This window comes from Youngiibacter multivorans, from assembly GCF_017873395.1.
Lineage (GTDB): Bacteria > Bacillota > Clostridia > Clostridiales > Clostridiaceae > Youngiibacter > Youngiibacter multivorans.
In genome coordinates, this window is sequence record NZ_JAGGKC010000022.1 from 13,158 (window position 1) to 36,072 (window position 22,915).

Genomic DNA, 22,915 nt, shown 5'->3' on the forward strand with positions numbered 1-22,915 from the left:
ATTCCCGGACTGCTATTACTTTTGTATCGCTATTCTTACAGCATCTCTTTTCTGAGCTCTTCAGGTGTCTTTGCTGAAATGAGCGAGAAGGGGATATCAAGAACTGTGAATGCTCCTGACTTTCCTTCCTTTGCAAGCCTGTGGCAAGCTCTCGCATATGCGGCAAGGACTGAAGATGTGAATTCAGGATTGGAGTCAAGCTTCAGGCTGAACTCGAATCTCTGTACCACGCCTTCGCTGGTTTCTCCGGTCCTTATGACGAATCCGCCGTGTGGTATCCCGCCATGCTTTTCCTTGAGTTCATCAAGGCTGATGAAGGTCACGGTGGTGTCGTATGGCTCGAAATAGTTTGGCATTGTCACTATCTCTTTTTCTATCCTTGCTTTGTCAGCTCCATCCTTTGCAACTACGAAGCATACTCTCTTGTGCTTTTCCCTTGCTGTGAAGTCTTTGCCTTCACCTGATCTTGCAGAGGCAAGAGCTTCCTCTACCGGAACAGTATACTGCCTTGCATCAACGACTCCCTCAATCCTTCTGATCGCATCTGAGTGTCCCTGGCTTACGCCTTCTCCCCAGAACGTGTAGTCCTTACCTGATGGAAGCACTGCATTTGCAAGTACCCTGTTCAGGGAGAACAGGCCCGGATCCCAGCCTACGCTGATGATGCTGGTTTTTCCTGATGCCTTTGCGCTCGCTTCTACTCCTGCAAAATAACCAGGTATCTCACCATGGTTGTCATAGCTGTCAACTGTGTTGAAAAGCTTGTTGATTTCAACAGTCTGCTTAGGCAGGTCAGTTGCACTGCCTCCGCAAAGGACCATGACATCTATAAGACCCACGAAATCCTTCATGTCATCCATCTTATATACCGGTGACTTTGCCTGAACAGTCGAGGGATCTCTTCTGGTGAAGACTCCAACTACCTCCAGGTCTGAATTCCTTTCTACTGCAAGCTCAAGACCTCTGCCAAGGTTACCATAACCGACTATTCCTATTTTAGTTTTTCCCATTCTTGAGTCCTCCTCATTTGATATGTCTAGTACAGTTTAGCACACACTTGTATTTGCTGTGAACGACAAACCCGAAGCTCCTGCAAAAAAATTGCATCGCTTCGGGTTTAAGGTTGAAACTTATCTATCTGAGGAACATTATGCCAACGCCTGCAACACCGATTATCGCACCCAATACCTCCTTGAATGCCACCTTCTCCTTGAAGAAGAGGATTGAAACAGGAAGTATGAGCACTGGTACCACACCCATAAGGGTTGAAGCTACACCTGTGCTTGTGTGCTTCACTGCCAGGAGGGATAGTGACACACCGACCACAGGACCGAAAAGCGAACCGATTGTGATTCCGGTCATTGTCTTCCTGTCCTTGAGAGCTGACCTGAAGTTGTTCCAGTTTCGGGTAAACGCTATTATCACAGCAAAGCATACTATCCCGGTAAGAATCCTTACCTCGGTTGCCACGAAAGGATTGAGGTCCTTTACTCCGAGCTTCGAGAATATCATCCCGAGGCCCTGGCCGAATGCGCCAAGGAATGCGTAGGTAAGGCCTTTAAGAGGATGCCTTATGACAACACGATTGGTTCCTTTTTCCTTCCCCAGTACAACCAGTGCGATGCCTGAAAGTGTTACGGCCATACCTGTCATCTGCATGGCTGTCAAAGTCTCGCCCAGTATAAGATAACCCATGACCGCAGTAAGCGGTGGTGCCATTGACATTATAAGCAGGGATATCCTGGCTCCGATCTCAATGTATGCCTGGAACAGGAACAAGTCCCCAAGCACAAAGCCTATGATTCCTGAAATCATTAGATATCCTATGCCGCTTGATGTCAGGCCCGTATTCCTGAAGCCGTCGGTCAGGAAATAGTTGATGACCGTTATTATAAGGAAAGCTACGATAAGCCTCATTAGGTTCAGGACAAGCGTGCCTACACGTTTACCCGAATACTCAAAGGATGTGGACGACACCACCCAGCAGAACGCGGTTCCAAGAGCTGCAATTTCACCGATTAACATATTACACTTCCAATCAAATTAAATTCCGGAAAGAGCAAGTAGAAGCGGGGCAAGAACTACAGTTATGAGTCCTGCGATTCCAATCGAAAGGCCGCTCATGGCGCCTTCTGTTTCACCCATTTCGACAGCCTTGGCTGTTCCAAGCGCATGGGCAGCAGTTCCGATTGCTACCCCTTTGGCTACCGGATCCTTCAGCCTTGCAGCCTTCATGACAAGAGGTACCATTATGGCACCCAATGTTCCTGTAACAAATATGGAGACAACCGTTATAGGCACTATACCCCCAAGCTCTTTTGATATTTCAAGGCCAATTGCTGTAGTCACCGATTTAGGGATCATAGATACAATTATTGCGCGGTCAATGCCAAGCAGCTTGGAGAACAGCAGTATGCTTGTTATGCTTGCAAGCGTTCCAGCGAATATACCGGTAAGTATCGCGACATAGTGACTCTTAAGGAGTTCAAAGTTCCTGTAGAGCGGTACTGAAAGGACAATCACTGAAGGCCCAAGCATGAAGCTTAACATTGCTCCGCCTGCACTATAGTTCTCAACGGGCACCTTCAGTGCTACAAGCACAAATATGACAATCGCCGTAGAGACCACAAGGGGACTCAGAAGGGGATTCCTGACCCTCTTGAATACATACACGCCTATCCTGTATGCCAGGAAGGATATGGCAAGTCCGAAAAGAGGGGATTTTGTCAATGCAAACAGTCTATCGATCATTTCTTCCTCCTGGCGCCGGCTCTAAGTACAGCCTGGGTGGTGATTCCAGCTACCGCCATGGTTATGAAGGTGGTGATGGTTATAACCAGGATAAGCTTCCAAATCGATCCCTGAAGCAGACCGAATGACGAAAGAAGTCCTACTCCGCTCGGTATGAAGAAGAAGGTCAGGTTCTCCAGCAGAAATGTAGTGACTGACTCAACCTGTGATACCTTTAGGACTTTGAGCAGAAGAAGCGTCAGCAGCAGTACAAATCCGATTATGTTTCCTGGTATGGGAAGTCCTGTCAGGACCTTAATTACTTCTCCCATGAAGTATATTCCAAGGATCAGTGACATTTCCTTAATTATCTTCATATATTCCTCCCTATGCCGTATGAGTGCGGCAATTCCAATACAATACAATATAACAGCTTTTCAGCAGGATTTAAAGAATATACGGAAAAAGGAGGGATATGAGGGAGATGTAAATGTTGTCAGGATAATAGTTGGTAAAAATATATTCTTATCACGAAATCATATCAGCGGGTGCAGATTTTGAAATTGCTCTAAAGATAAGGATCCGGATTTCTCCGGATCCCATCAGGCCCTATTCAGTCATTCCTTCTTTTCAGGCGGAACTGTTGTTTCTTTGCGCCTGCCCCTGTAAACCTTAAGTCCTATGAAGAGCGCGACTGCAGCGATCAGTATGTAAGGAAGTGCAAGCACGAGCCAAATCACGAAGTTCTGTACTGCTGAAGTGAAGAAGTACAATGAATCCTTGAATGCGGCTGCAAGTCTTTCGGCGAATGTAGTCTCCACAGTCTCCTCGGTGGTAAGCTTCTCGACTTCCTGCAGCTGGACTGTAACGAAGCTATAATCTATCCTGTCATCAAGGTCCTTGAGGTACAGGGTTAGCTGTTCCTTTTCATAGAATATGGAGCTCAGCTGGCTCTCTATGGCGATTATGTCTTCGATCCTCTCTGCCTTCTCATATAGCGCGAGCATCCTCTCTTCCTTGATCTTAAGCGCATTAAGCCTTGATTCCGTATCGGTATACGACTTTGATACATTGGTCTTGCTCGATGTCTCTGAAACTATGTTCCCAAGAAGCTTGAGCTCGGCATTGTATGCCAGAACCTGAGCCTTTGGGATCCTGAAGGTGAACTGGCCTGTCCTTAACTTCTTTCCGTCATAGTATCCGCCGTAATATACATTGGAGTTCTCGACATAGCCGTTGTATTTGGCAATCAGCATGTTAAGGTCGTTGGAAACCTTCTCGAATTCCTTTGTCTCCATGTTGAAGTAATAGGTTCCGATTGTCTTGTCCTGGTCTACTATGACTGATGGCGACTCGCTTCCCTTGCCTCCTGCATCAAAGCTTGGAGTTGAAGGAAGTCCTGGATTCACGACACCGGGAGATGAGGTTCCTCCATCTCTCTTTTCGGAGCTGAAATATCCCTTTGTAAGGTTGTAGCCCAGCACCGTGACAAAGATAAGTGCAATGACAGCTACAGTTGATGTGATTATTCTTTTTCTTGTCTTGAACATTCCGATCAGCTCCTTTGAGCGATTTTGGTATATTGGTCATTCGGTTGATTGTATCTATACTCAGTATATGTCAGGGTGTTCATCAATTAATTACAAATTCGTTCCAAACCGGGAAATAATCGGGAACAGTAAATAGGCTCCATATGCTGTATAATTGATGGTAAGGAATGCCTGGGAGGTGACGAGATGAATGATTTTGAAGTGATTTCCTTTCTGTTAGAGGGTGATCCATCCATACAGTACCAGACGAGAAAGTATCTGCTTGGTGAGAAAGAAGAGGAGCTCCTTACGCTCAGGGATTCAATCGCGACTACAGGCTGGGGAAAGAGGTACCTTGATGCACAGAATGAAGACCTGAGCTTTGGCAAAGGCTTCTATGCACACAAATGGACATCAACCCACTATTCGCTTCTTGACCTCAGATATCTCGAGATTCCGAGGGAAATGGAATCTCTGGTCCTATCAGTAAGGGATATCACAAAGAACTGCAGGGCAGGGGATGGTGGTGTAACCGGAACAAAGGGAAGCAAAAGAAGCGATGTATGCGTTAATGGAATGTTCCTGAACTACGGAGCCTACTTCCACATGGAGGAGGAACCTGTCCGGACAATCGTAGACCTTCTTGCAGAGCAGGTGCTTCCTGACGGTGGCTTCAACTGCCAGGATAAGTCAACCCACAGCTCTGTGCACACCACTCTGTCGGTACTTGAAGGATTCCTGAGCCTTATCAGATACGGCTATTCCTACAGAAGGGACGACGTACTGAAAATGAAGAAGGCAGCTGAGCAGTTCCTTCTTCAGCATGAGCTCTACAAGTCGTCGCACACACATGAAGCGATAAACGAAAACTTCCTCCATGCAACCTATCCACCGAGATGGAAGTATGACATACTGAAGGCCCTCTGGTACTTCGCAGATGCCGATATCCCGTATGATGATAGAATGGATGATGCCCTGACTATTGTCGGGAATCTCAGGACCAAGGATGGGACGGTTCTGAAGGGAAAGACGATTTCAGGTGAGCTTCACTTCAGGATGGAAGAAGGAAAGGCTGGCAGTTGGAATACGCTTCGTGCCATGAGGGTTCTACAGCACTATGCAAGGCTTAAGGAAGAAAATTAGAAGGAGGAAGCAAAACTTCCTCCTTCTTGATGCTGACTATTCCTTATTTCTAATAGTTGATGAGCCTTGGAAGAGCCTTTGCCTGCTCAACCCAGTCTGTAACCTGCTTTTCGGTTGGAAGCTTTCTTACAAGCTTCTTCTCGGTGTTTACTTCCACCATCTTCGCGAAGAGGTTGTCAGGCTTTCTCTTGGAAAGCTCGGGAACAGTATCCACTCCGGCAAGTTCGAGAAGGTCTGAATACTCTGATCCTACACCTTTGATCCTCATGAGGTCAGAACGGTTTATGAATTTCAGGATCAGCTTCTCTGAGATTCCAGTAGTTTCAGCCAGTTTCTTCCTCTTTGCCTTAGTGTCTCCTGCAGCAAGAAGTGAATCAACGTTCTTGATCCCTGCTTCTGCAAGCTTTTCAGCATAACCTTCTCCTACTCCTTCGATGTACTTGAGATTTGCCATTTTACACCTCCCGTGGTGAGCGGTTGTTTCCGCCTTGTCGCGCTGTTAGAACAACAGTAAACGTTTGTATGCTATAATTAATTAATAACATATGGGATATGGATAATCAAGGTTTATAAAGATATATCCTTGTTAATATTTCAAAATGAATTTCCGGAGGCTTTTTATGGAAGAGCAAGAATCAATACTACTGAAGCTTGAAGCTAATGTTGCCGTAAATTATGCAATGGCAGAAAACGGGTTCCCGCTGCTAAGAGGCATCACGATAAGAAACAGCAGCGGATCCGACATCGAGGAAACCGTACTGCATGTTGTTTTCCAGGATAATTTCGCAAAGGAATACATAAAAGAAATCCCTTTCCTTCCAAATGGCAAGGAAATCGACCTTGGAACCCCGTTAGTCGAAATGGACATAAGGAACATCTTTTCGATAACCGAGAAGGTCACAAGGACAATCGAGGCAAGGCTCATGAAGGGGGACGAGGTAATCGCAGGAGCTTCAGTTGCCATACAGATGCTTCCGTTCAACCAGTGGCCTGGACTTGGTGTAATGCCTGAACTGACCGCTGCTTTTGCGACCCCAAATCATCCTGCAATTGACAAGGTAATTGTCAGGGCATCGGATATCCTTCTTGAAAGCGGTAAGGAACCGTCGTTCGAGGGCTATCAGTCAAAAAATCCTGAAAGGGTGCTTGAGCAGGCTTCTGCCATTTATGGAGCACTCAAGGAACTCCTTATAGTTTACGCCGGTCCTCCGGCAAGCTTCGAAACCGAAGGGCAGAGGGTAAGGCTTTCAGATGCGGTGCTTTCCGATAAGATCGGAACCTGCCTGGACCTTGCACTGCTCTATTCATCATGCCTTGAGGCTGTTTCCCTGAATCCGCTAGTAGTTTTCACCGAAGGTCACGCTATGACCGGACTTTGGCTTGCAGAGGAGTTCTTTCCGGACCCTGTTCAGGAAGACTCAGCCGCTTTGACCAAGAGGACAGCGAAGGGTGTAAACCAACTTGCAGTTATCGAAGCTACAGGGATCCGCCAGGGAAGCACCATGTATTTCAGCGAAGCCGTGAGGACAGGCCAGAAGAAGCTTTCAGAAGAGGGGAAGTTCATCCTGTCAGTGGACATCGCAAGGTCCCGTGCAGGCGGCATAAAGCCACTTCCTCAGGCGTTTTCACCTGACGGCTCAGTCATCGAGAGGGAGATGACACTTAAGGAAAGGGCAATGGTTGACCCTAACCTCATAAATGTCATAAGACTGGATGAGAAAGCCACGCAGAAAGTACAGACCCGTAGGGAGAAGTGGGAAAGAAAGCTTCTGGACCTTTCCCTTCGGAATAATCTTCTTAACTACAGGCAGGGGAAATCCGGTATGGCAATCCTGTCAACAGACCTCACTTCATTGGAAAACGAGATATTCAGCGGCAAGGAATTCCAGATCCTGAAAAAGCCAGATGACATGGAGAATGCGCTCTCAATGGAAAGCATCACGCTGTCACCATCAATGAAGGAGCTCATAGACTCAGAATTCAGGCAGGGAAAGCTCAGGACACTCCTGACAGAAGAGGACCTTCCTGACAGGCTGTCAGGCCTCTTCAGGACGGCAAGGACGGCAATAGAGGAATCAGGAGCAAACAGCCTTTTCCTCGTTTTCGGCAGACTCAAATGGTACGAAAGCCCGGCAAGCCAGAAGGAAAGGTATGCTCCGCTTGTGCTCGTTCCAGTGGACCTTCACAGGAAACTCGGAAAGAAGGGGTATGTCCTAAAGGCCAGGGAAGAGGATGCAGTATTCAACATAACTCTGGCAGAGCTTCTTAACAAGGACTTTTCAATAACCCTGCAGGGACTTGACCCGATCCCTGACGATGGCAGCGGCTGCGACCTGACCAGGATATTCAGCATAGTGCGTTCTGCAATCATGAATGAAAAGCGTTGGGATGTCTTAGAGGACTCCCATATTGGAATATTCTCCTTCAGGAAGTTCATAATGTGGAACGACCTGAAGAACCATGGAGAGGAACTGGGTAAGAACAGGATAGTGAAGTCGCTCATGGAAGGCAGCCTGCAGTTCGTGCCGGAAGGCATTGAAATCGACGGGGAGCTTCTTGATGATGTCATCGACCCGGCAGAGCTGATGTTCCCTGTAAGCGCAGACGAATCACAGATGCTGGCGGTGAAGGCAGCATCTGAAGGCAAGTCATTCGTTCTTCACGGGCCTCCGGGTACGGGAAAATCACAGACAATAACCAATATAATAGCAAATGCTCTCTATGATGGGAAAAGGGTACTGTTCGTAGCAGAAAAGATGGCAGCCTTGTCAGTTGTCCAGAAGAGACTACAGAAGCTGGGTCTTGACCCGTTTTCACTGGAGCTTCATTCGAACAAGGCCAAGAAAAGGGATGTTCTTGACCAGCTGGCAAGGACCATTTCAGTAAGGAATGGAAAAAGCAACGATGAATTCCTGAGGATTTCCCGTGAGGTTACTCGCGAAAGGGAAGAGCTCAATGGAATTGTAAAAGCTATGTACAGGAAGCATAGCTTCACACTTTCAGCCTACGAAATGGTATCAGCAATTGGAATACTCTGTGATGAAAAGGAAATGTCGAAGATAGGTCTGCCGTATGAATCATTGGGAAGCGAAGACCTCCAGAAGTATATTCTGATTGCAAGGGACCTTGAATCTTGTGCAATGGAAAACGGAGATTACAGCGATGCTCCTCTAAAGGGGATTGGACTTTCAACCTACAACCCATCCATAAAGAGAGAGGCAGCTGACCTTGCTCTGAGGGTAAAGGATAAGGCAGCTAATGCCGGCGATCTCCTTGATGCTTCAGCTTTGGGTGGAGATCTGAATACTTACGGAAAAGTGACTTCTATCGGTAAGATGATTGAAATAGCAATGAGAAACAAAAGCCATTCTGACCTTTTGTCATCTCCGGCCTTATCTGAGATGCCGGCACTGATCACAGCTGCCCTTGAAGCACTTGAAACAGCCAAAGCCAAAGGTGCTGAGGCCTCAGGCTACTTTACAGGTGACCTGCGGACTTTCGATGCTGATGGTTTGATAGCTGAGCTAACGACGGCTGAATCCAAGTGGTTCGTAGGAAGACTTTTGGGTGAAAGCCGGGTCATGAAGGCAATCAAGGCAAAATCAACGGACCCTGCCTCTGTGACTGCTGAAAATGCCATCCTGAGACTGCAGACCGTAACTGGATACAAGGCAGCATTGGCAGAGCTCGAAGTGAAGCTTGAAAAGCTCAGGGTACTTGGCGATGTTGTAAAAGGAATAGATACCAGCTCTGAAGAGCTGTCCATGTTCGCTTCAGATGCAGCTGAATTCCTGCAGGCATCAAGCATTGCAAATGCAGATGAAGAGACAAGTAAAAAGATATGCGAAGGGTCAAAATCATCTGAAGGTACTTTACTTGGACTCAGTGAAGGATTGAAGGACTTCCATGATGACTATGCATACCTGCAAAGAATGCTTGCCCTGGAGCTCTATGAAATTCCTTCAGGAGAAGGAAACTGGTTCCAAAGACTTTTTGACAGACTTACCACATATTCGAACAATCTTGACAGCCTGAGGGAATGGACAATATACAACCAGGTTAAGGAAAGGGCAGAAATCTCCGGGATAGGGGCATTGATAAGGGACTTCGAGTCTTCAAGGATTCTAGGCAGGGATGCTGTTGGAAGCCTCAGGAGGCAGCTGTACACAGAGGCACTTGATGCTGCCCTGAGCCTTGAACCCGTCCTGTCAGGTTATACAGGAAGGCAGATAGGAGATAAGATAACCTATTTCAAGGAAACATGGGACAAGTACGAGGAACTTTCAAAGAAGGCCATATTTTCGAAACTTGCTGCGAATGTCCCTGACATGACAAAGGAAGTATCACAGTCCTCGGAGGTAGGGATCCTCCAGAGGGCGATAAGAAGCGGCGGAAGGGGAGTATCCATCAGGAAGCTTTTCGACAGCATACCAAATCTTCTTCCAAGGCTTGCTCCCTGCATGCTCATGAGCCCCATTTCAGTGGCACAGTACCTTTCTACATCAAAGGAGCTCTTTGACCTGATCGTCTTCGATGAAGCATCCCAGATGCCGACAAGCGAAGCAGTAGGAGCAATTGCCAGGGGCAAGAATGTGGTGGTGGTGGGAGACCCCAAGCAGCTGCCGCCTACAAGCTTCTTCATGACTCAGAACACTGACGAGGAAAGCTATGAGCTTGAAGACCTGGACAATATACTTGAGGACTGTCTGGCCCTTTCAATGCCTGAGTCATACCTTCAGTGGCATTACAGGAGCAGGCATGAAAGTCTCATAGCATTCAGCAACAGGAACTACTACGAGAACCGCCTGTTCACTTATCCTTCTCCCGGAGCCCTTGTCTCAAAGGTAACCTGCGAATACGTCGAAGGCTCCTATGAGAGAGGAGGCACCAAGCAAAACAGGAAGGAAGCGGAGGCTGTTGTAGCTGAAATCATAAGACGCCTTTCCGACACCGAACTGAGGAAGCTCAGCATAGGAGTAGTCACATTCAGTTCAGTGCAGCAGACCCTTATAGAAGACCTGCTTTATGAGGCCTTTGCAGAACACCCTGAATTGGAGGTATTGTCAGCGGAAAGCGAGGAGCCGGTATTCGTCAAGAACCTTGAAAATGTTCAGGGTGACGAAAGGGATGTAATATTGTTCTCAGTGGGCTACGGACCTGACGAAAAGGGCAAGCTCACGATGAATTTCGGACCACTTAATCAGGAGGGCGGCTGGAGAAGGCTAAACGTTGCTGTTTCAAGGGCAAGGTCAGAGATGAAGGTCTTTACAGGAATACGCCCTGAAATGATTGACCCTTCGAAAACTACCGCAAAGGGAGTCAGTGACCTGAAGGCCTTCCTCGAGTATGCAATAAGGGGAAGTCAGGCGCTGCCTTTCTCGGAGGCTGAAAGGCTCAAGGGAAGGGACGGTCTTCAGACAGTCCTTAAGGTCTCGCTTGAGCAGAAGGGACTGAAGGCAGTCACAGATGTAGGGGTTTCAAGGTTCAGGATTGACCTCGGAGTCGTTCATCCTGAAAGGCCTGATGAATTCATACTCGGGATCAGATGCGGAGGAGACTCGTTCAGGGAAGCCAGGACAGCAAGGGACAGAGAGCTTTTGCAGGATTCGGTGCTTAAGGGGCTTGGCTGGAATATCACAAGAGTTTATCCGATGGACTGGTACGAGAACAGCGAAAAGGAAACGGAGAGGATACTTTCCCTTGTAAACGAGCTTGTTTCAGGAAATTCACCAAAGGAAGAGCCTACGATGGTCAGTGAGCAGAAGATAATGTCGTTTGATGGAGCTGTATCAGACGGCACTGATGAAAAGATTACCGGTATTAAACGAAGCTATGAGTTTGCTAAGCTTGCTCAGAAATCTCTCTCGTCAGAGGAATTCCAGATGCCGAAGAACCGGAGAAAGATAAGGGATGACATTGCAAATATCATTGAGACTGAAGCCCCTGTGTCCGAAGGGTACCTCTTCAGAAGGATCCTCACAGCCTATGGCCTGAGGAATGGGGCGAAAAACGTAGCGATAATGGATGCACTTGTAACCGACCTCGGATACCATGTAGAGGACGAGGGCGGAGAACTGTTCATCTGGAAGGACAAAAACCATACGGAAACCGTTGATTATTACAGGACCGATGAAGGGGATATGTCAAGAGAGGCAAAAGAGATACCTTTAGTAGAAGTCGTAGCCGCAGTCAGGGAAACAGTTGAGAAGAACGTCTCAATCCCCTCTGAGGAGCTTCCGAAGGAGGTTGCCAGAGCCTTTGGATTCCAGAGGACCTCGCAGGCTCTGACTGAGAAGGTAAAGGCTGCAGAAAATATCTGCATTACTGCCGGAACCATTAGGGCTGACGAAACAGGCAAAGTATCGCCTGTCAGGATCTGACATGGACACTTTAGGCATGGAGGCTGCAAAGCTCATGAATTCCAAGGCTCTCGATGTCTTCTTCGGAAACCCTGTGATAGTCTACGCACTTTACATACTTATTGCTGTAACTGCTGTCCTGCTCATACTAAGGGGAACCAGAAAGACAGCCGTGCTTGTCGCGATCTCCTTCCTTATCACCTGGATTTCGGGCGAACAGATACTAAAGAACGTTATTGGAAGGGTACGTCCATTCATTGAATATGGTCTGACTGTGATAATAAAGAGACCTGAATCATACTCCTTCCCGTCAGGTCATGCGGCAATGTCATTTGCGGTTGCAGGAGTCTTCCTTTTCACTGGTCACAGATACAGGAAGACATTCCTGGCATTTGCAGTCTATGTCAGCATTTCCAGGGTATACCTCAACGTCCATTACCTGACCGACATACTTGGGGGAGTTCTGCTTGGACTTTCTGTGTCATACATGACTGTCAGGTGGATAGGGAGATGGCTCCAGGACAAAGTCTATTACAGAAGAAGTAAGGGAAACCAGAGGATTAAGACTTAACTGGATTATCGTTCATAGTCAAGCAAATGAATATCAGATATGAGAAAAGGGAACCGATGCGGTTCCCTTTTCCAATACACTAATTTATCTCTATTTCTTTATCACTGCAATATTTCGGGTTCCATCCGACCTTGACTTGAGGATATTTGCTCCGCTGCCTTCAAGATTCTTAAGATACTCCAAAACCTCCCCGCAAATCAGTTCTCCTGTCATAAGCACAGGCACTCCGGGTGGATAGGGAGTTATCCTTTCAGCGGAAATTCTTCCCTCTGCAAATTCAAACGGGATGATTTCCCAGCCTTTAAAAAGTGCTTCCCTTTCAGGTATCGCCATTACAGGGTGAGGAAGCTTTGCAACCCCTTCATAATTTCCAATCTGCGTGGACTCGTTGAACATACCTTTACTGTCCAGGTCATGCAGTGCTTCTGAAAGCCTTTTGTACATGCCTTCATTGTCGAAACAGCTTCCGATGAATACAACATTATTGCCCATGGACATTTCCGCCTGGATGCCGTATTCGCGTCTTAATATGTCAGAAAGCACATTGCCATTCAATGGAGTGTTCAAAACCATACGAGTGTAGTCCTTTTGCAGACCGTTCAGGTCTTCATTTTTAAGGAGCCTGATTTCAGGTATATCTTTTATCGATTCAGAGAATTCCTCAGCCATGGCCTTTACCCCATGAAGAAGCTCGCGACCCCTTGTTTCCATTATGAACCTTGCAGCCTCAAGACTTGCCATAAGCACGTAGGATGGGCTTGAAGTCTGGAAAACCCTTAGGTAATGCCTTATTCTTTCCCTGTCTTCCTCTGAGGCGCCTTTCCCCAGGTTGATGACAGAGCTCTGAGTCAATGAGGGAAGTGTCTTATGGAAGCTGCAGACAGATGCTGTTGCTCCGCAATCCATGGCTGTATTTGGAAGATCATCTCCAAAATAGAAATGGGATCCATGGGCTTCGTCTACAAGGAGCCTGATTCCATTCTTTTTGCAGATATCTGATATTGCCTGCAGGTCAGGAGAGACTCCAAAATAGCTTGGAGATGTCAGTACCAATCCCTTTATCCCTTCATTGTCAGCTATTGCCTTCGTCAGGCTTTCAGTCAGAATGGCAGTTGATATGCCAAATTCCTCATTGTTTCCAGGGCTTATGAATACAGGTTCAATCCCTGACAATGATATGGCATTGTACACTGACTGATGGCAATCCCTTTGGACAAGGACTCTGTCACCTGGTCTGAAGCATCCCATGACCATGGAGAGTATTCCACCTGTGCTTCCATTGACAAGGTACCTACTTTCAGAAGAACGCATTGCTTTTGTCAGGAGCTCCTGTGAAGCCTTCAGGATGTCTTCAGGGTAATGGAGATTATCCGTTCCGGGAACCTCGGTGACATCCAGATTCAATACATTTCCAAGTATTGAGGATAATATTCCGTCAGGGTCCTGCTTATGACCCGGCATGTGGAAGAGGGCATTGTTCTCTCCGTGATAAGAGAGAAGCCCCTTGAGCAAAGGGGTTAGCCCCTTTGCTGCAGGGGCTCTATCCATATCCATCATAGGTACATCATCTTCTCTTCTTCAGTGTCCGCTTCAAGCATCCTCTTAGCCTCGATCATAAGTGCACATTCGAGTCTCTTTTTCTGCATCTCGCATCCCACCTTGTATGGTTTGGTAATATCATTGTTGAAGTTTATCGCATTCGCATGACAGCCTCCGGAGCAATAGAACTTTGCCCAGCAGTCCTTGCAGTCTTCCTTCGAATATACGTGGCTTTCCCTGAAGTAGTCTCTCATCTCCTGTGGCAGGACGAGATTTTCATCCATTACATTTCCCATGAGGTACTCTTCATTGCCAACGAACTGATGGCAGGGGTATATGCTTCCGTCCGGAGTTATGCTGAGGTATTCGGTTCCTGCTCCGCAGCCAGTAATCCTCTTGATAACGCATGGTCCCTGTGTAAGGTCCACTATGAAGTGGAAGAAATCGAACGGATCTCCCGATACCTTCATATCCGCATATTTGACTGCAAAATTTTCATACTCCCTGAGTATCTCAGGAAGGTCTTCTTCCCTTATTGCGAAGGGATTCCCGTCAGCTGAAACAACAGGCTCCATTGAAGTATGGACGAATCCAAGTTCCTTGAAATGTTCCAGGTCCTTTGAGAAATCAAGGTTGTTCCTGGTAAATGTGCCTCTTATGTAGTAGCTCTTATCTTTCCTTGAGCTTACGAGCTTCTGGTACTTGGGGACGATGATGTCATAGCTTCCCTTGTCGTTAAGGGTAAGCCTCATCTTGTCATTGACTGTCTTCCTTCCGTCTATTGAAAGCACCACATTGTCCATGTGCTCATTGATATACTCTATCTTCTTATCATCAAGCAGGACTCCGTTGGTCGTTATGGTGAACCTGAAGTTCTTGTCGTGCTTTGCAGCCTCTTCATGTCCGTACTCAACAAGTCTCTTCACCACATTGAAGTTCATGAGTGGTTCGCCGCCGAAGAAGTCAACCTCAAGATTCCTTCTTGCCCCTGAGTTCGCTATAAGGAAATCAAGTGATTTCTTGCCGACCTCATAGCTCATGAGCTCCTTGGCTCCGCCGAAGTCTCCCTGTGAAGCAAAGCAGTAAGTGCACTTCAGGTTGCAGTCATGGGCAACGTTAAGGCAGAGAGCCTTTACAACCTGCTTCCTGTTCTTGAATGCATCGAGGTTGATGTAGTCGTCATCTGTATAGAGCATACCCTCATCGATAAGGTCTTCAATCTCTTGAACCGCCCCATCTATGGCGTCCTGCGTGTAGTGGGGGAGAAGGTCGTAGAGCTCGTCAATGACAAGCTTCCCGTTGTTCATAAGCGGATAGTGGTCAAGAACCTCATATGTTATATCATCGACAACATGCACCGATCCGCCGTTTACGTCCAGCGCGATGTTGAGTCCGTTCATTTTGAATTTGTGTACCAAGTTTATTCCTCCCAGAATTGGCTATGCCAAAAAAATGAATAGTATACCCGTTCCCTGAAAAAGAAAAAAAGGGCTGAAGCATCCTCCAGACCCTTTTCCGGAGCCTTAAGGGCTTTATCTTTCCCTCTCGCACTCCTGGTTTGCTACTGTGCAGGATGTCTTGCATGCCGACTGGCACGAAGTCTGACACTCTCCGCAACCGCCTTTTGCAGCACTTTTCTTAAGGGTACTCTGTGTCAAGGTCCTGATGTGTTTCTTCATATCGCACCTCCCTAAATTGTATTGCATTGACATTATATCACACTAAGGCACAATTGCAAAAAAAGCTTGATGTCACTGCGTATCAGGAGGTTTCAAGCTTCCTGATTAATGATTCACACAATATTAATCAATTTTTAATACTAACGTATTTACAATACTGTGCGATACACACTATAATGTAATCAGGAGGCGAGGACATGGAAAAGAGAGATGAGACATATGAAGGATTGGTTTCAGAATTCCGAAGAGGATTTCTGGTTCTGGGTGTCCTGAGCCAGCTTGAGAAGCCTCAATACGGATATTCGCTGAACACCATGCTTGATGACATAGGATTGAAGATTGATTCAGGAACCCTGTACCCGCTGCTGAGGAGACTTGAGAAGCAGGGACTTCTGGAATCAATGTGGGATACTGACACGGGAAAGCCCAGGAAGTACTACAGACTTACAGACTATGGGAATGGAATTCTAAGTGACCTCCAGAAAGAGTGGAGGTCCATGGCAAAGCTTATGGAAAGGCTCATTGAAGGAGGAAAATGAGATGGAATATATTGAAAGGTATGTTTACGCAGTGACCAGAAGGCTTCCTGCAAAGCAGAGGGAAGAAATCGGAAAGGAAATCAGAAGCATAATCCTTGATATGGCAGAAGGCTACGATTCAGGGACGGAAGAGGAAAAGATCCTCAAGGCAATCGAGGAGCTTGGCAGACCTGATACTTTAGCGGTAAACTACATGGACCAGAAGCACCTGATAGGACCCAGGTTTTTCGGCAGCTACCTGTTCGTACTGAAGATAGTCATATTCTGCATATTCATTGGAATTTCAATTGCAACCGGATTAGCACTCCTGTCAGGGGGCAAGGGACCCTTTGAGTTCATAATCGGGTACATTTCATCCTTGGTATCTGCATCCATGCAGGGTGCTGCATACGTTACCCTGATCTTCTACCTTATTGAGAGATACGGGGAAGGGGACATCCTCGATGACGGAAAGCCATTCAGTGCCAGAAGCCTTGAAAAGGTCCCAAAGGACGAGTCGAAGATTAGCAGGGTTGAATCTGCGGTAAGCATATTCTTTACAACGCTCTTCACCGGACTGATCCTTCTTTTCCCTGGAGTATTTGCAGCATATGTTGGTGAATCAGGAGGCTTTACAGTAATTCCGGTTTTTGACATAACAAAGATCAGAAGCTATGCCTGGCTGTTTGTCATCATGTTTGCAGTAGGCATTCTGAGAGACATAGTGAAGTATATATACGGCAGATGGAACCTTAAGGTAGCCATCATATCCTTCCTGATGTCAAGCGTTTCCATAGTCTGCTTCTATATGGTATTTCGGGACCATTCAATCTACAATCCTGCGTTCTTCGAATATTTCAGGTCGATAGATGCAACAGGCTTTCTCTTAGCCATGTTCGAGAAGATAAGAGACTTCATCATTTATGTAGCCTTATTCGGATATGCTGTAGAGACGATCACCAATTTCTACAAGGGAATAAAGTACAACGACTGAAATAAGATAGCTTAGACACTTCAAACCGCAGAGAAAATATCTCTGCGGTATTTATATATATTCACAAATATTGTCAAATGTTCATGTAAATATTTATACTTCAGATAAATATTTGTAGTAATGAGGTGAATTTTTGATTAAAATAGTAACTGAAGGATATTTTTTCCAGAAGATAAAATCGAATTGCCGATAATATACATGAGGGACAAGGGGTGCCATATGAACAAGGTGGACGTATTTTCACTTATAAATTCAAGATACAATTCATTTACCAATACGGAAAAGAAGGTTGCCGACTACATACTGGGCAATACAAAGGACGCCATATACATGTCGATAATCGACCTTGCCGATGCATGCGGAGTTGGAGAATCAAGTGTGTTCAGGTTCTGCAGGTCGCTTGATTTCAAGGGCTATCAGGATTTCAAGATTGCTCTTGCCCATAGCTCTGCCATGGAGGACATAACTCCTCAGCTGTCAAACGAAATAACTATTGAAGACGGAATAGATGAAGTGGCTACAAAGATCCTCAATTCCAACATAAACGCCCTTAATGAGACTAGGAAGCTTATAAAGGAAGAGGATATCTCCACCGCAATAGACTATCTCACCAAGGCAGACAGCATACATTTCTACGGAGTTGGGGCTTCACTGATGACTGCAATGGAGGGAAAGATCAAGTTCATGAGGATAACTCCAAAGACGGAGTGTTCCCTTGACTCACATCTCCAGGTAATATCAGCATCTCTCCTTACCAAGAAGGATGTGGCTATAATAATCTCTTATTCAGGTTCCACGAAGGATACCATAGACCTGGCAAAGACTGCGAAACGTAAGGGTGCCAAGGTCATCGCGGTAACAAGGTTTTCCAAATCACCTCTCACGACTTATGCGGACATCACTCTTCTTTGCGGAGCGAAGGAAGGTCCTCTCCAGGGAGGTTCACTTTCGGCAAAGCTTTCCCAGCTTTACCTTCTTGATGTCCTTTATGTGGAATATTTCAGGAGAAACTACAAGGAATCCTCGAAGAACAGGGAAAGCACCTCAAGCGTAGTCATAAACAAGCTGCTTTAGGACAGAACCGACTTACACGAATCTCTGGAATAAAGCTGAAATATTTGAATGCGAAAGGCAGGCCGAATGGCCTGCCTTTTAAGCTTATAAATTCCAATCTGATAAATATGGATCTATTTTAAAGGGTGATCCAATACCTCTCTATGACATCTCCATCCTTTTCATAGCTGTTTTCAAGGACACCATGCGCTTTCTTGATCACATTCTTAGAATCCCTGTTGTATCTTGATACCGTCAGAAGAGCCTTCTTGACTCCATTCGATGCAAGCTTGTCCAGTGCCAGCTTAAGGATGATGAACGCATAGCCCTTGCTTCTTTCTGATGGCCTTATTCCATAGCCGATATGTCCGCCTGACTTCATCAGATTGTCATTGAGTGCGTACCTCACGTTTGCTGCCCCCAGGATATAACCGTTGTCTTCACAAAGGAAGAAGGTTTCAGAGCGGACAAACCAATCAGGTACGGTCTTCGCATCTCGAAAGGCGATGGTTTCCTCCCGCCATTTGCTGAAGCTCTTGTCTGCGATGTCAGTCGACATCGGTACTATTTTCTCATTTCCAGCATACCATTCTGCCAGATATTCCTTGAACCGTGCTTCATTTATGGTGGAAGCCTCTACGAATTTCAATAAAATCACCTCGTTATGCCTGTAGAAACATTATAGCAAAGCTTTTGGCAAGCATCACATACATTGTGTTAATTTTTATCGGTGCCTGCAGTTGAATTATTGTCTGAATTGGAAAAGGAAGGCCCAAGCCTTCCTCATGAAACGTAGGTTAAACCTTCCTTCTGTCTTTCTTGACTTCCTTTATGAGCTTGCCCAGCTTTTTGCTTTCTGCCTTTTTCTCCCTCCGGATCCTGTCGTCCATGGCAGCTGCCATGTGCCTTGCTTCCTTCTGGAGCTTTTCGTAGCTTTCAAGCCTTTTCCTGTCCAGAGTTCCGTCTGAAAGTGCTTCCTGAACCTTGCAGCCAGGCTCAGCCCTGTGCGAGCAGTCCTTGAACCTGCAGCCGGAAGAAAGTGTAAGTATATCAGAGAATGCCTCATCTACTCCTGAAATGTCGTCAAGCAGATGGAGCTCCCTCATGCCGGGTGTGTCAATTACCAATCCGCCTGATGGCAAAAGGATAAGTTCCCTGTGTGTAGTAGTGTGCCTACCTTTGCCATCACCCTTCCTGAGACCGCCTATGGCCAGTGATTCTACCCCAAGAAGTGAGTTGATGACACTTGATTTTCCTATTCCTGATGATCCGATGAATGCCGCAGTGATACCTTCAGAGATCAGTTCCCTGACTTCGTCGACACCTTCACCTGTTATGTTGCTTAAAAGGATTATTCTTCCTCCGGAGGCTGCTTTCCTAACCTCTTCGAGCTTTTCACCAAGGTTTTCAGCAAGGTCCAGCTTTGTAAGAAGGATTATGGATACGCTCCAGCTCTCCTTTGCCACAGCAATATACCTTTCAAGTCTTCTTATGTTGAAGTCCTGATTTAGAGCCATGGTAAGGAACAGCATGTCTACGTTCGCCGCGATAACCTGTATGCCGGTAGTATCGCCTGCAGCCTTCCTTCTTATGCAGGAGCTTCTTTTCAAAACTCCCAGGATCCTTCCGAAGCCCTGGCTGTCATCATCTCTGTCCAGAGCGACATAGTCGCCGACAGCAGGGTAGTCTTCCCTTGATGATGCTGACTGCATCATCTTTCCTGTGACTGAAGCAAGCATCGTCCCTTTTGAAGTAATTACGGTATAGAGTTCCTTTTCCTCTTCAGCTATCCTTCCTGCGAAAGCTCCGGGGAAAAGTGAATTTGCCTCTTCTTTTCTTATAAATGGAATTGTATCCTTATTCAAATTTCCTGTGGTCTCCTTATAAAAGATTACCCCGTATATCAGTTGGTTAATCGAAGACCCTTTGGACGAATCCGGGGCTTAAGTCTCAGAGGGCCTTCCTTCAGCAATCCTCAAATCTATCATAAAACACCACTCCTCAGTATTATTGGAACCCTTGTCCCAACCTGATTATACCAGAAACAGACGATTGCTTACAAAAGATTCTGAGCCGAGCTCTTCAATTCACGCTATAATATATTTGAGATATTTTATCGGACAAAGGTCCGGAAAGGTGTTTGATTTGAAGAAGATAATTATGACTGGCGGAGGCACGGCGGGACATGTCAATCCTAATCTCGCGCTTATGCCTAAGCTCAGGAAGCTGCAATATGACATAGCATATATAGGATCTAAGGATGGGATAGAACGTACGATAATCGAGAAGGAGGGTATAAGGTATCATGCAATTTCCTCAGGAAAGCTCAGGAGATACCTTGACCTCAAGAATATCACCGACCCCTTCAAGGTTGTGAAGGGTATCTTCGATGCACTTTCAGTCTTAAGGAAGGAAAAGCCATCGATCGTTTTCTCGAAGGGTGGCTTCGTCAGCGTACCGGTAGTTATCGCTGCAAGCATCCTTAAGATACCAGTGCTTTCCCACGAGTCCGACATGACACCAGGACTTGCCAACAGGATCTCAATGAGATTCTGCGACAAGCTTCTCGTGACATTCCCTGAAACCCTTGAGCATGCAGGCGGGAAAGGGATCCTTGCAGGCAGCATAATACGTGAGGAGCTTTTCCAGGGAGACAGGATAAAAGCTATGGAGCTCACTGGATTTTCCGGTGTGAAGCCTGTGATCCTGGTAATGGGAGGAAGCATAGGGTCTGTTAAGATAAACCAGGCTGTAAGGGGCATACTCCAGAGGATAACAGGAGAATTCGATGTCATACACCTTTGCGGCAAGGGGAACCTTGACAGCAGGCTTAATGGAGCCGAAGGTTATCGCCAGTTCGAATACCTTAGGGAAGAGATGAAGGATGTGCTTGCACTGTCTGACATGGTAGTTTCAAGGGCAGGCTCCAATTCAATATTTGAATTCCTTGCACTGAGAAAGCCTAATCTTCTAATCCCGCTCCCTCTGGCTTCAAGCAGGGGAGACCAGCTTCAGAATTCGGAGAGCTTCAGGTCCAAGGGATACTCCATGGTTCTCAAGGAAGAGGACCTGACAAGCGAAACCCTCTTCATGAGCCTTAACGAGCTCTACAGGAAGAGAGACACCTATACGGCAGCAATGGAAACCGACAAGGCTGTCAATGGCACTGATCTCGCAGTCGAGCTCATCGAGAAGTATTCAAAGGCATAAGTGCTCCGAATAAATGATTTTTGGCTGCAGACCACTGCGGCATAATTTGAAAGGAAGGTGCAACATGTTTCACAGGGAACTAAAGCCATTTCCGGAAGGCTTCCTATGGGGAAGCGCATCTGCAGCATATCAGGTTGAGGGTGCATGGGATGCAGACGGAAAGGGACTATCAGTCTGGGATATCTATGCGAAGCTGCCAGGAACGACCTTCAAAAACTCCAACGGAGATGTAGCGGCTGACCACTACAACAGGTACAAAGAAGATGTGGCTCTGATGGCTGAAATGGGACTGAAGGCATACAGGTTTTCAATCGCCTGGGCAAGGATCCTTCCAGAGGGAAGGGGGAAAGTCAATGAAGCTGGCATCAGGTTCTACAGCGACCTCATTGACGAGCTTCTGAAAAACGGGATAGAGCCCGTCATCACCCTCTACCACTGGGACCTTCCTCAGGCACTTCTTGATGAATACGGCGGTTTCGAATCGAGAAGGATAGCTGATGACTTCGATGAATATGCAAGGGTCTGCTTCAGGAGCTTCGGCGACAGGGTCAGGTACTGGGTATCACTTAATGAGCAGAACATATTCATAGGCTTCGGTTATATGACCGGAATGCATCCACCGGGAGTGAAGGACAAGAAGAGGATGCTTCAGGCCAACCACAACGCATTCCTTGCAAATGCGAGGGCTATAAAGTCATTCAGGGAAATGGTCCCAAGCGGAAATATCGGTCCAAGCTTCGCTTATTCTCCAGCATACCCCAAGACCAGCAAGCCGGAAGACATACTTGCTGCCGAGGATGCTGAGGAAATCCTTTCCCACTGGTGGATGGACGTCTATGCTTTGGGCGAATATCCAAAGGCAGCTATGGACCTTTACAGAGGACTGGGTATTGCTCCTGAAGTCCTTCCCGGAGACCTTGAGCTATTCAAAGAGGGAAAACCCGACTTCATGGGCCTCAACTACTACCAGACCACAACCTATGAGGCTAACCCACTGGACGGAGTCGGAGAGAAGCTTGAGATGAATACCACAGGAGAGAAGGGTACTGCAAAATCCACAGGAATCCCTGGAGTGTACAGGACAACTGGAAATGATTACCTTGAGAGGACCAACTGGGACTGGACAATAGATCCTGAAGGCTTGAGGGTTGCACTAAGAAGAATTACAGGAAGGTACAGCCTGCCGGTGCTCATAACTGAAAACGGGCTTGGTGAGTATGACAAACTTACAGATGACGACAAGGTTCATGACGACTACAGGATCGGGTATCTTAAGGCACATATCCTTGCCTGCAGGGAAGCGATTACTGATGGTGTTGACCTCATCGGCTACTGCACCTGGTCATTCACTGACCTGCTCTCATGGCTTAACGGCTACCAGAAGAGGTACGGCTTCGTGTACATCAACAGGGATGAGACTGACCTTAAGGACCTCAGGCGAGTCAGGAAGGATTCATTCCACTGGTACAGGAAGGTAATTGAAAGCAATGGCAGCGAACTTTAGATATTAGTATTTGTGCTGAGCTCATCCGCACCCGGTAAAATTGCCGGGTGCGGATTTTTCATCTTAATTAATTGTTTACATAATCA

The 22,915-nt window shown here is 46.6% G+C and carries 19 protein-coding genes; 8 read left to right on the forward strand and 11 right to left on the reverse strand.

Annotation, left to right across the window (positions count from 1 at the left end):
* Window positions 1–35: 35 nt before the first annotated feature.
* The 5 genes from J2Z34_RS12265 to J2Z34_RS12285 all read right to left on the reverse strand — a co-directional run bounded on the left by J2Z34_RS12265 (window position 36) and on the right by J2Z34_RS12285 (window position 4,280).
* Window positions 36–1,010 carry a diaminopimelate dehydrogenase gene (locus J2Z34_RS12265; RefSeq protein WP_209460163.1) on the reverse strand — a complete coding sequence of 325 codons (975 nt, stop codon included), beginning with the start codon at window positions 1,008–1,010 and terminating at the stop codon, window positions 36–38.
* A gap of 124 nt (window positions 1,011–1,134) precedes the next feature.
* Window positions 1,135–2,025 carry a DMT family transporter gene (locus tag J2Z34_RS12270; protein WP_209460164.1) on the reverse strand — a complete coding sequence of 297 codons (891 nt, stop codon included), beginning with the start codon at window positions 2,023–2,025 and terminating at the stop codon, window positions 1,135–1,137.
* A gap of 18 nt (window positions 2,026–2,043) precedes the next feature.
* Window positions 2,044–2,751, reverse strand: coding sequence for an LrgB family protein (locus J2Z34_RS12275; RefSeq protein ID WP_245250717.1), 708 nt, complete (start codon window positions 2,749–2,751; stop codon window positions 2,044–2,046).
* Window positions 2,748–3,107 carry a CidA/LrgA family protein gene (locus tag J2Z34_RS12280; RefSeq protein ID WP_209460165.1) on the reverse strand — a complete coding sequence of 120 codons (360 nt, stop codon included), beginning with the start codon at window positions 3,105–3,107 and terminating at the stop codon, window positions 2,748–2,750. Before J2Z34_RS12280 ends, J2Z34_RS12275 begins: the two co-directional genes overlap by 4 nt.
* 240 nt (window positions 3,108–3,347) lie before the next feature.
* Window positions 3,348–4,280 (reverse strand): DUF4349 domain-containing protein, encoded by a 933-nt coding sequence (locus tag J2Z34_RS12285; protein WP_209460166.1) that lies wholly within the window; start codon window positions 4,278–4,280, stop codon window positions 3,348–3,350.
* A 186-nt stretch (window positions 4,281–4,466) separates the two neighbouring features.
* Here J2Z34_RS12285 and J2Z34_RS12290 point away from each other — a divergent pair, with 186 nt between their 5' ends.
* Window positions 4,467–5,402, forward strand: coding sequence for a hypothetical protein (locus J2Z34_RS12290; RefSeq protein WP_209460167.1), 936 nt, complete (start codon window positions 4,467–4,469; stop codon window positions 5,400–5,402).
* 49 nt (window positions 5,403–5,451) lie between these two features.
* Here J2Z34_RS12290 and J2Z34_RS12295 read toward each other — a convergent pair whose 3' ends face one another.
* Entirely contained in the window at window positions 5,452–5,856 is a 405-nt protein-coding gene (locus J2Z34_RS12295) for a DUF4332 domain-containing protein (RefSeq protein ID WP_209460168.1), read from the reverse strand.
* Window positions 5,857–6,022: 166 nt separating this feature from the next.
* Between J2Z34_RS12295 and J2Z34_RS12300 the strand changes: the two genes are divergently transcribed.
* Both J2Z34_RS12300 and J2Z34_RS12305 read left to right on the forward strand, forming a co-directional pair.
* A complete protein-coding gene (locus J2Z34_RS12300) occupies window positions 6,023–11,782 on the forward strand; it encodes a DUF4011 domain-containing protein (protein ID WP_209460169.1) in 5,760 nt (1,919 codons plus the stop codon).
* Window position 11,783: 1 nt separating this feature from the next.
* A complete protein-coding gene (locus tag J2Z34_RS12305) occupies window positions 11,784–12,332 on the forward strand; it encodes a phosphatase PAP2 family protein (RefSeq protein ID WP_209460170.1) in 549 nt (182 codons plus the stop codon).
* Between the two features lie 90 nt (window positions 12,333–12,422).
* Here J2Z34_RS12305 and J2Z34_RS17785 read toward each other — a convergent pair whose 3' ends face one another.
* From J2Z34_RS17785 to scfA, 3 genes are all read right to left on the reverse strand, one after another.
* The gene (locus tag J2Z34_RS17785; protein WP_209460171.1) at window positions 12,423–13,889 is read right to left on the reverse strand and encodes an aminotransferase class I/II-fold pyridoxal phosphate-dependent enzyme; all 1,467 of its coding nucleotides are present in this window, start codon (window positions 13,887–13,889) and stop codon (window positions 12,423–12,425) included.
* Window positions 13,886–15,289, reverse strand: a complete 1,404-nt coding sequence (gene scfB, locus J2Z34_RS12315) for a thioether cross-link-forming SCIFF peptide maturase (RefSeq protein WP_280922328.1) — start codon at window positions 15,287–15,289, stop codon at window positions 13,886–13,888. The genes J2Z34_RS17785 and scfB overlap by 4 nt, the downstream gene beginning before the upstream one ends.
* Window positions 15,290–15,403: 114 nt before the next feature.
* On the reverse strand, window positions 15,404–15,550 hold the full coding sequence (gene scfA / locus J2Z34_RS12320; RefSeq protein ID WP_023388588.1) for a six-cysteine ranthipeptide SCIFF: 147 nt from the start codon (window positions 15,548–15,550) through the stop codon (window positions 15,404–15,406).
* Window positions 15,551–15,747: 197 nt separating this feature from the next.
* Between scfA and J2Z34_RS12325 the strand changes: the two genes are divergently transcribed.
* The 3 genes from J2Z34_RS12325 to J2Z34_RS12335 all read left to right on the forward strand — a co-directional run bounded on the left by J2Z34_RS12325 (window position 15,748) and on the right by J2Z34_RS12335 (window position 18,136).
* Complete coding sequence (locus J2Z34_RS12325; protein WP_209460172.1) at window positions 15,748–16,089, forward strand: PadR family transcriptional regulator; 342 nt, start codon at window positions 15,748–15,750, stop codon at window positions 16,087–16,089.
* A 1-nt stretch (window position 16,090) separates the two neighbouring features.
* The gene (locus J2Z34_RS12330; RefSeq protein ID WP_209460173.1) at window positions 16,091–17,062 is read left to right on the forward strand and encodes an HAAS signaling domain-containing protein; all 972 of its coding nucleotides are present in this window, start codon (window positions 16,091–16,093) and stop codon (window positions 17,060–17,062) included.
* Window positions 17,063–17,281: 219 nt separating this feature from the next.
* A complete protein-coding gene (locus tag J2Z34_RS12335) occupies window positions 17,282–18,136 on the forward strand; it encodes a MurR/RpiR family transcriptional regulator (protein WP_209460174.1) in 855 nt (284 codons plus the stop codon).
* Window positions 18,137–18,254: 118 nt separating this feature from the next.
* On the opposite strand, the gene J2Z34_RS12340 is transcribed toward J2Z34_RS12335, so the two are convergent.
* Both J2Z34_RS12340 and rsgA read right to left on the reverse strand, forming a co-directional pair.
* Window positions 18,255–18,764 (reverse strand): GNAT family N-acetyltransferase, encoded by a 510-nt coding sequence (locus J2Z34_RS12340; protein ID WP_209460175.1) that lies wholly within the window; start codon window positions 18,762–18,764, stop codon window positions 18,255–18,257.
* A 148-nt stretch (window positions 18,765–18,912) separates the two neighbouring features.
* Window positions 18,913–19,980, reverse strand: a complete 1,068-nt coding sequence (gene rsgA / locus J2Z34_RS12345) for a ribosome small subunit-dependent GTPase A (RefSeq protein WP_209460176.1) — start codon at window positions 19,978–19,980, stop codon at window positions 18,913–18,915.
* A gap of 280 nt (window positions 19,981–20,260) precedes the next feature.
* On the opposite strand from rsgA, the gene J2Z34_RS12350 reads away from it, so the two are divergent.
* Both J2Z34_RS12350 and J2Z34_RS12355 read left to right on the forward strand, forming a co-directional pair.
* Window positions 20,261–21,325 (forward strand): undecaprenyldiphospho-muramoylpentapeptide beta-N-acetylglucosaminyltransferase, encoded by a 1,065-nt coding sequence (locus J2Z34_RS12350; protein ID WP_280922329.1) that lies wholly within the window; start codon window positions 20,261–20,263, stop codon window positions 21,323–21,325.
* 64 nt (window positions 21,326–21,389) lie between these two features.
* Complete coding sequence (locus J2Z34_RS12355) at window positions 21,390–22,829, forward strand: glycoside hydrolase family 1 protein (protein WP_209460177.1); 1,440 nt, start codon at window positions 21,390–21,392, stop codon at window positions 22,827–22,829.
* Window positions 22,830–22,915: the final 86 nt, after the last annotated feature.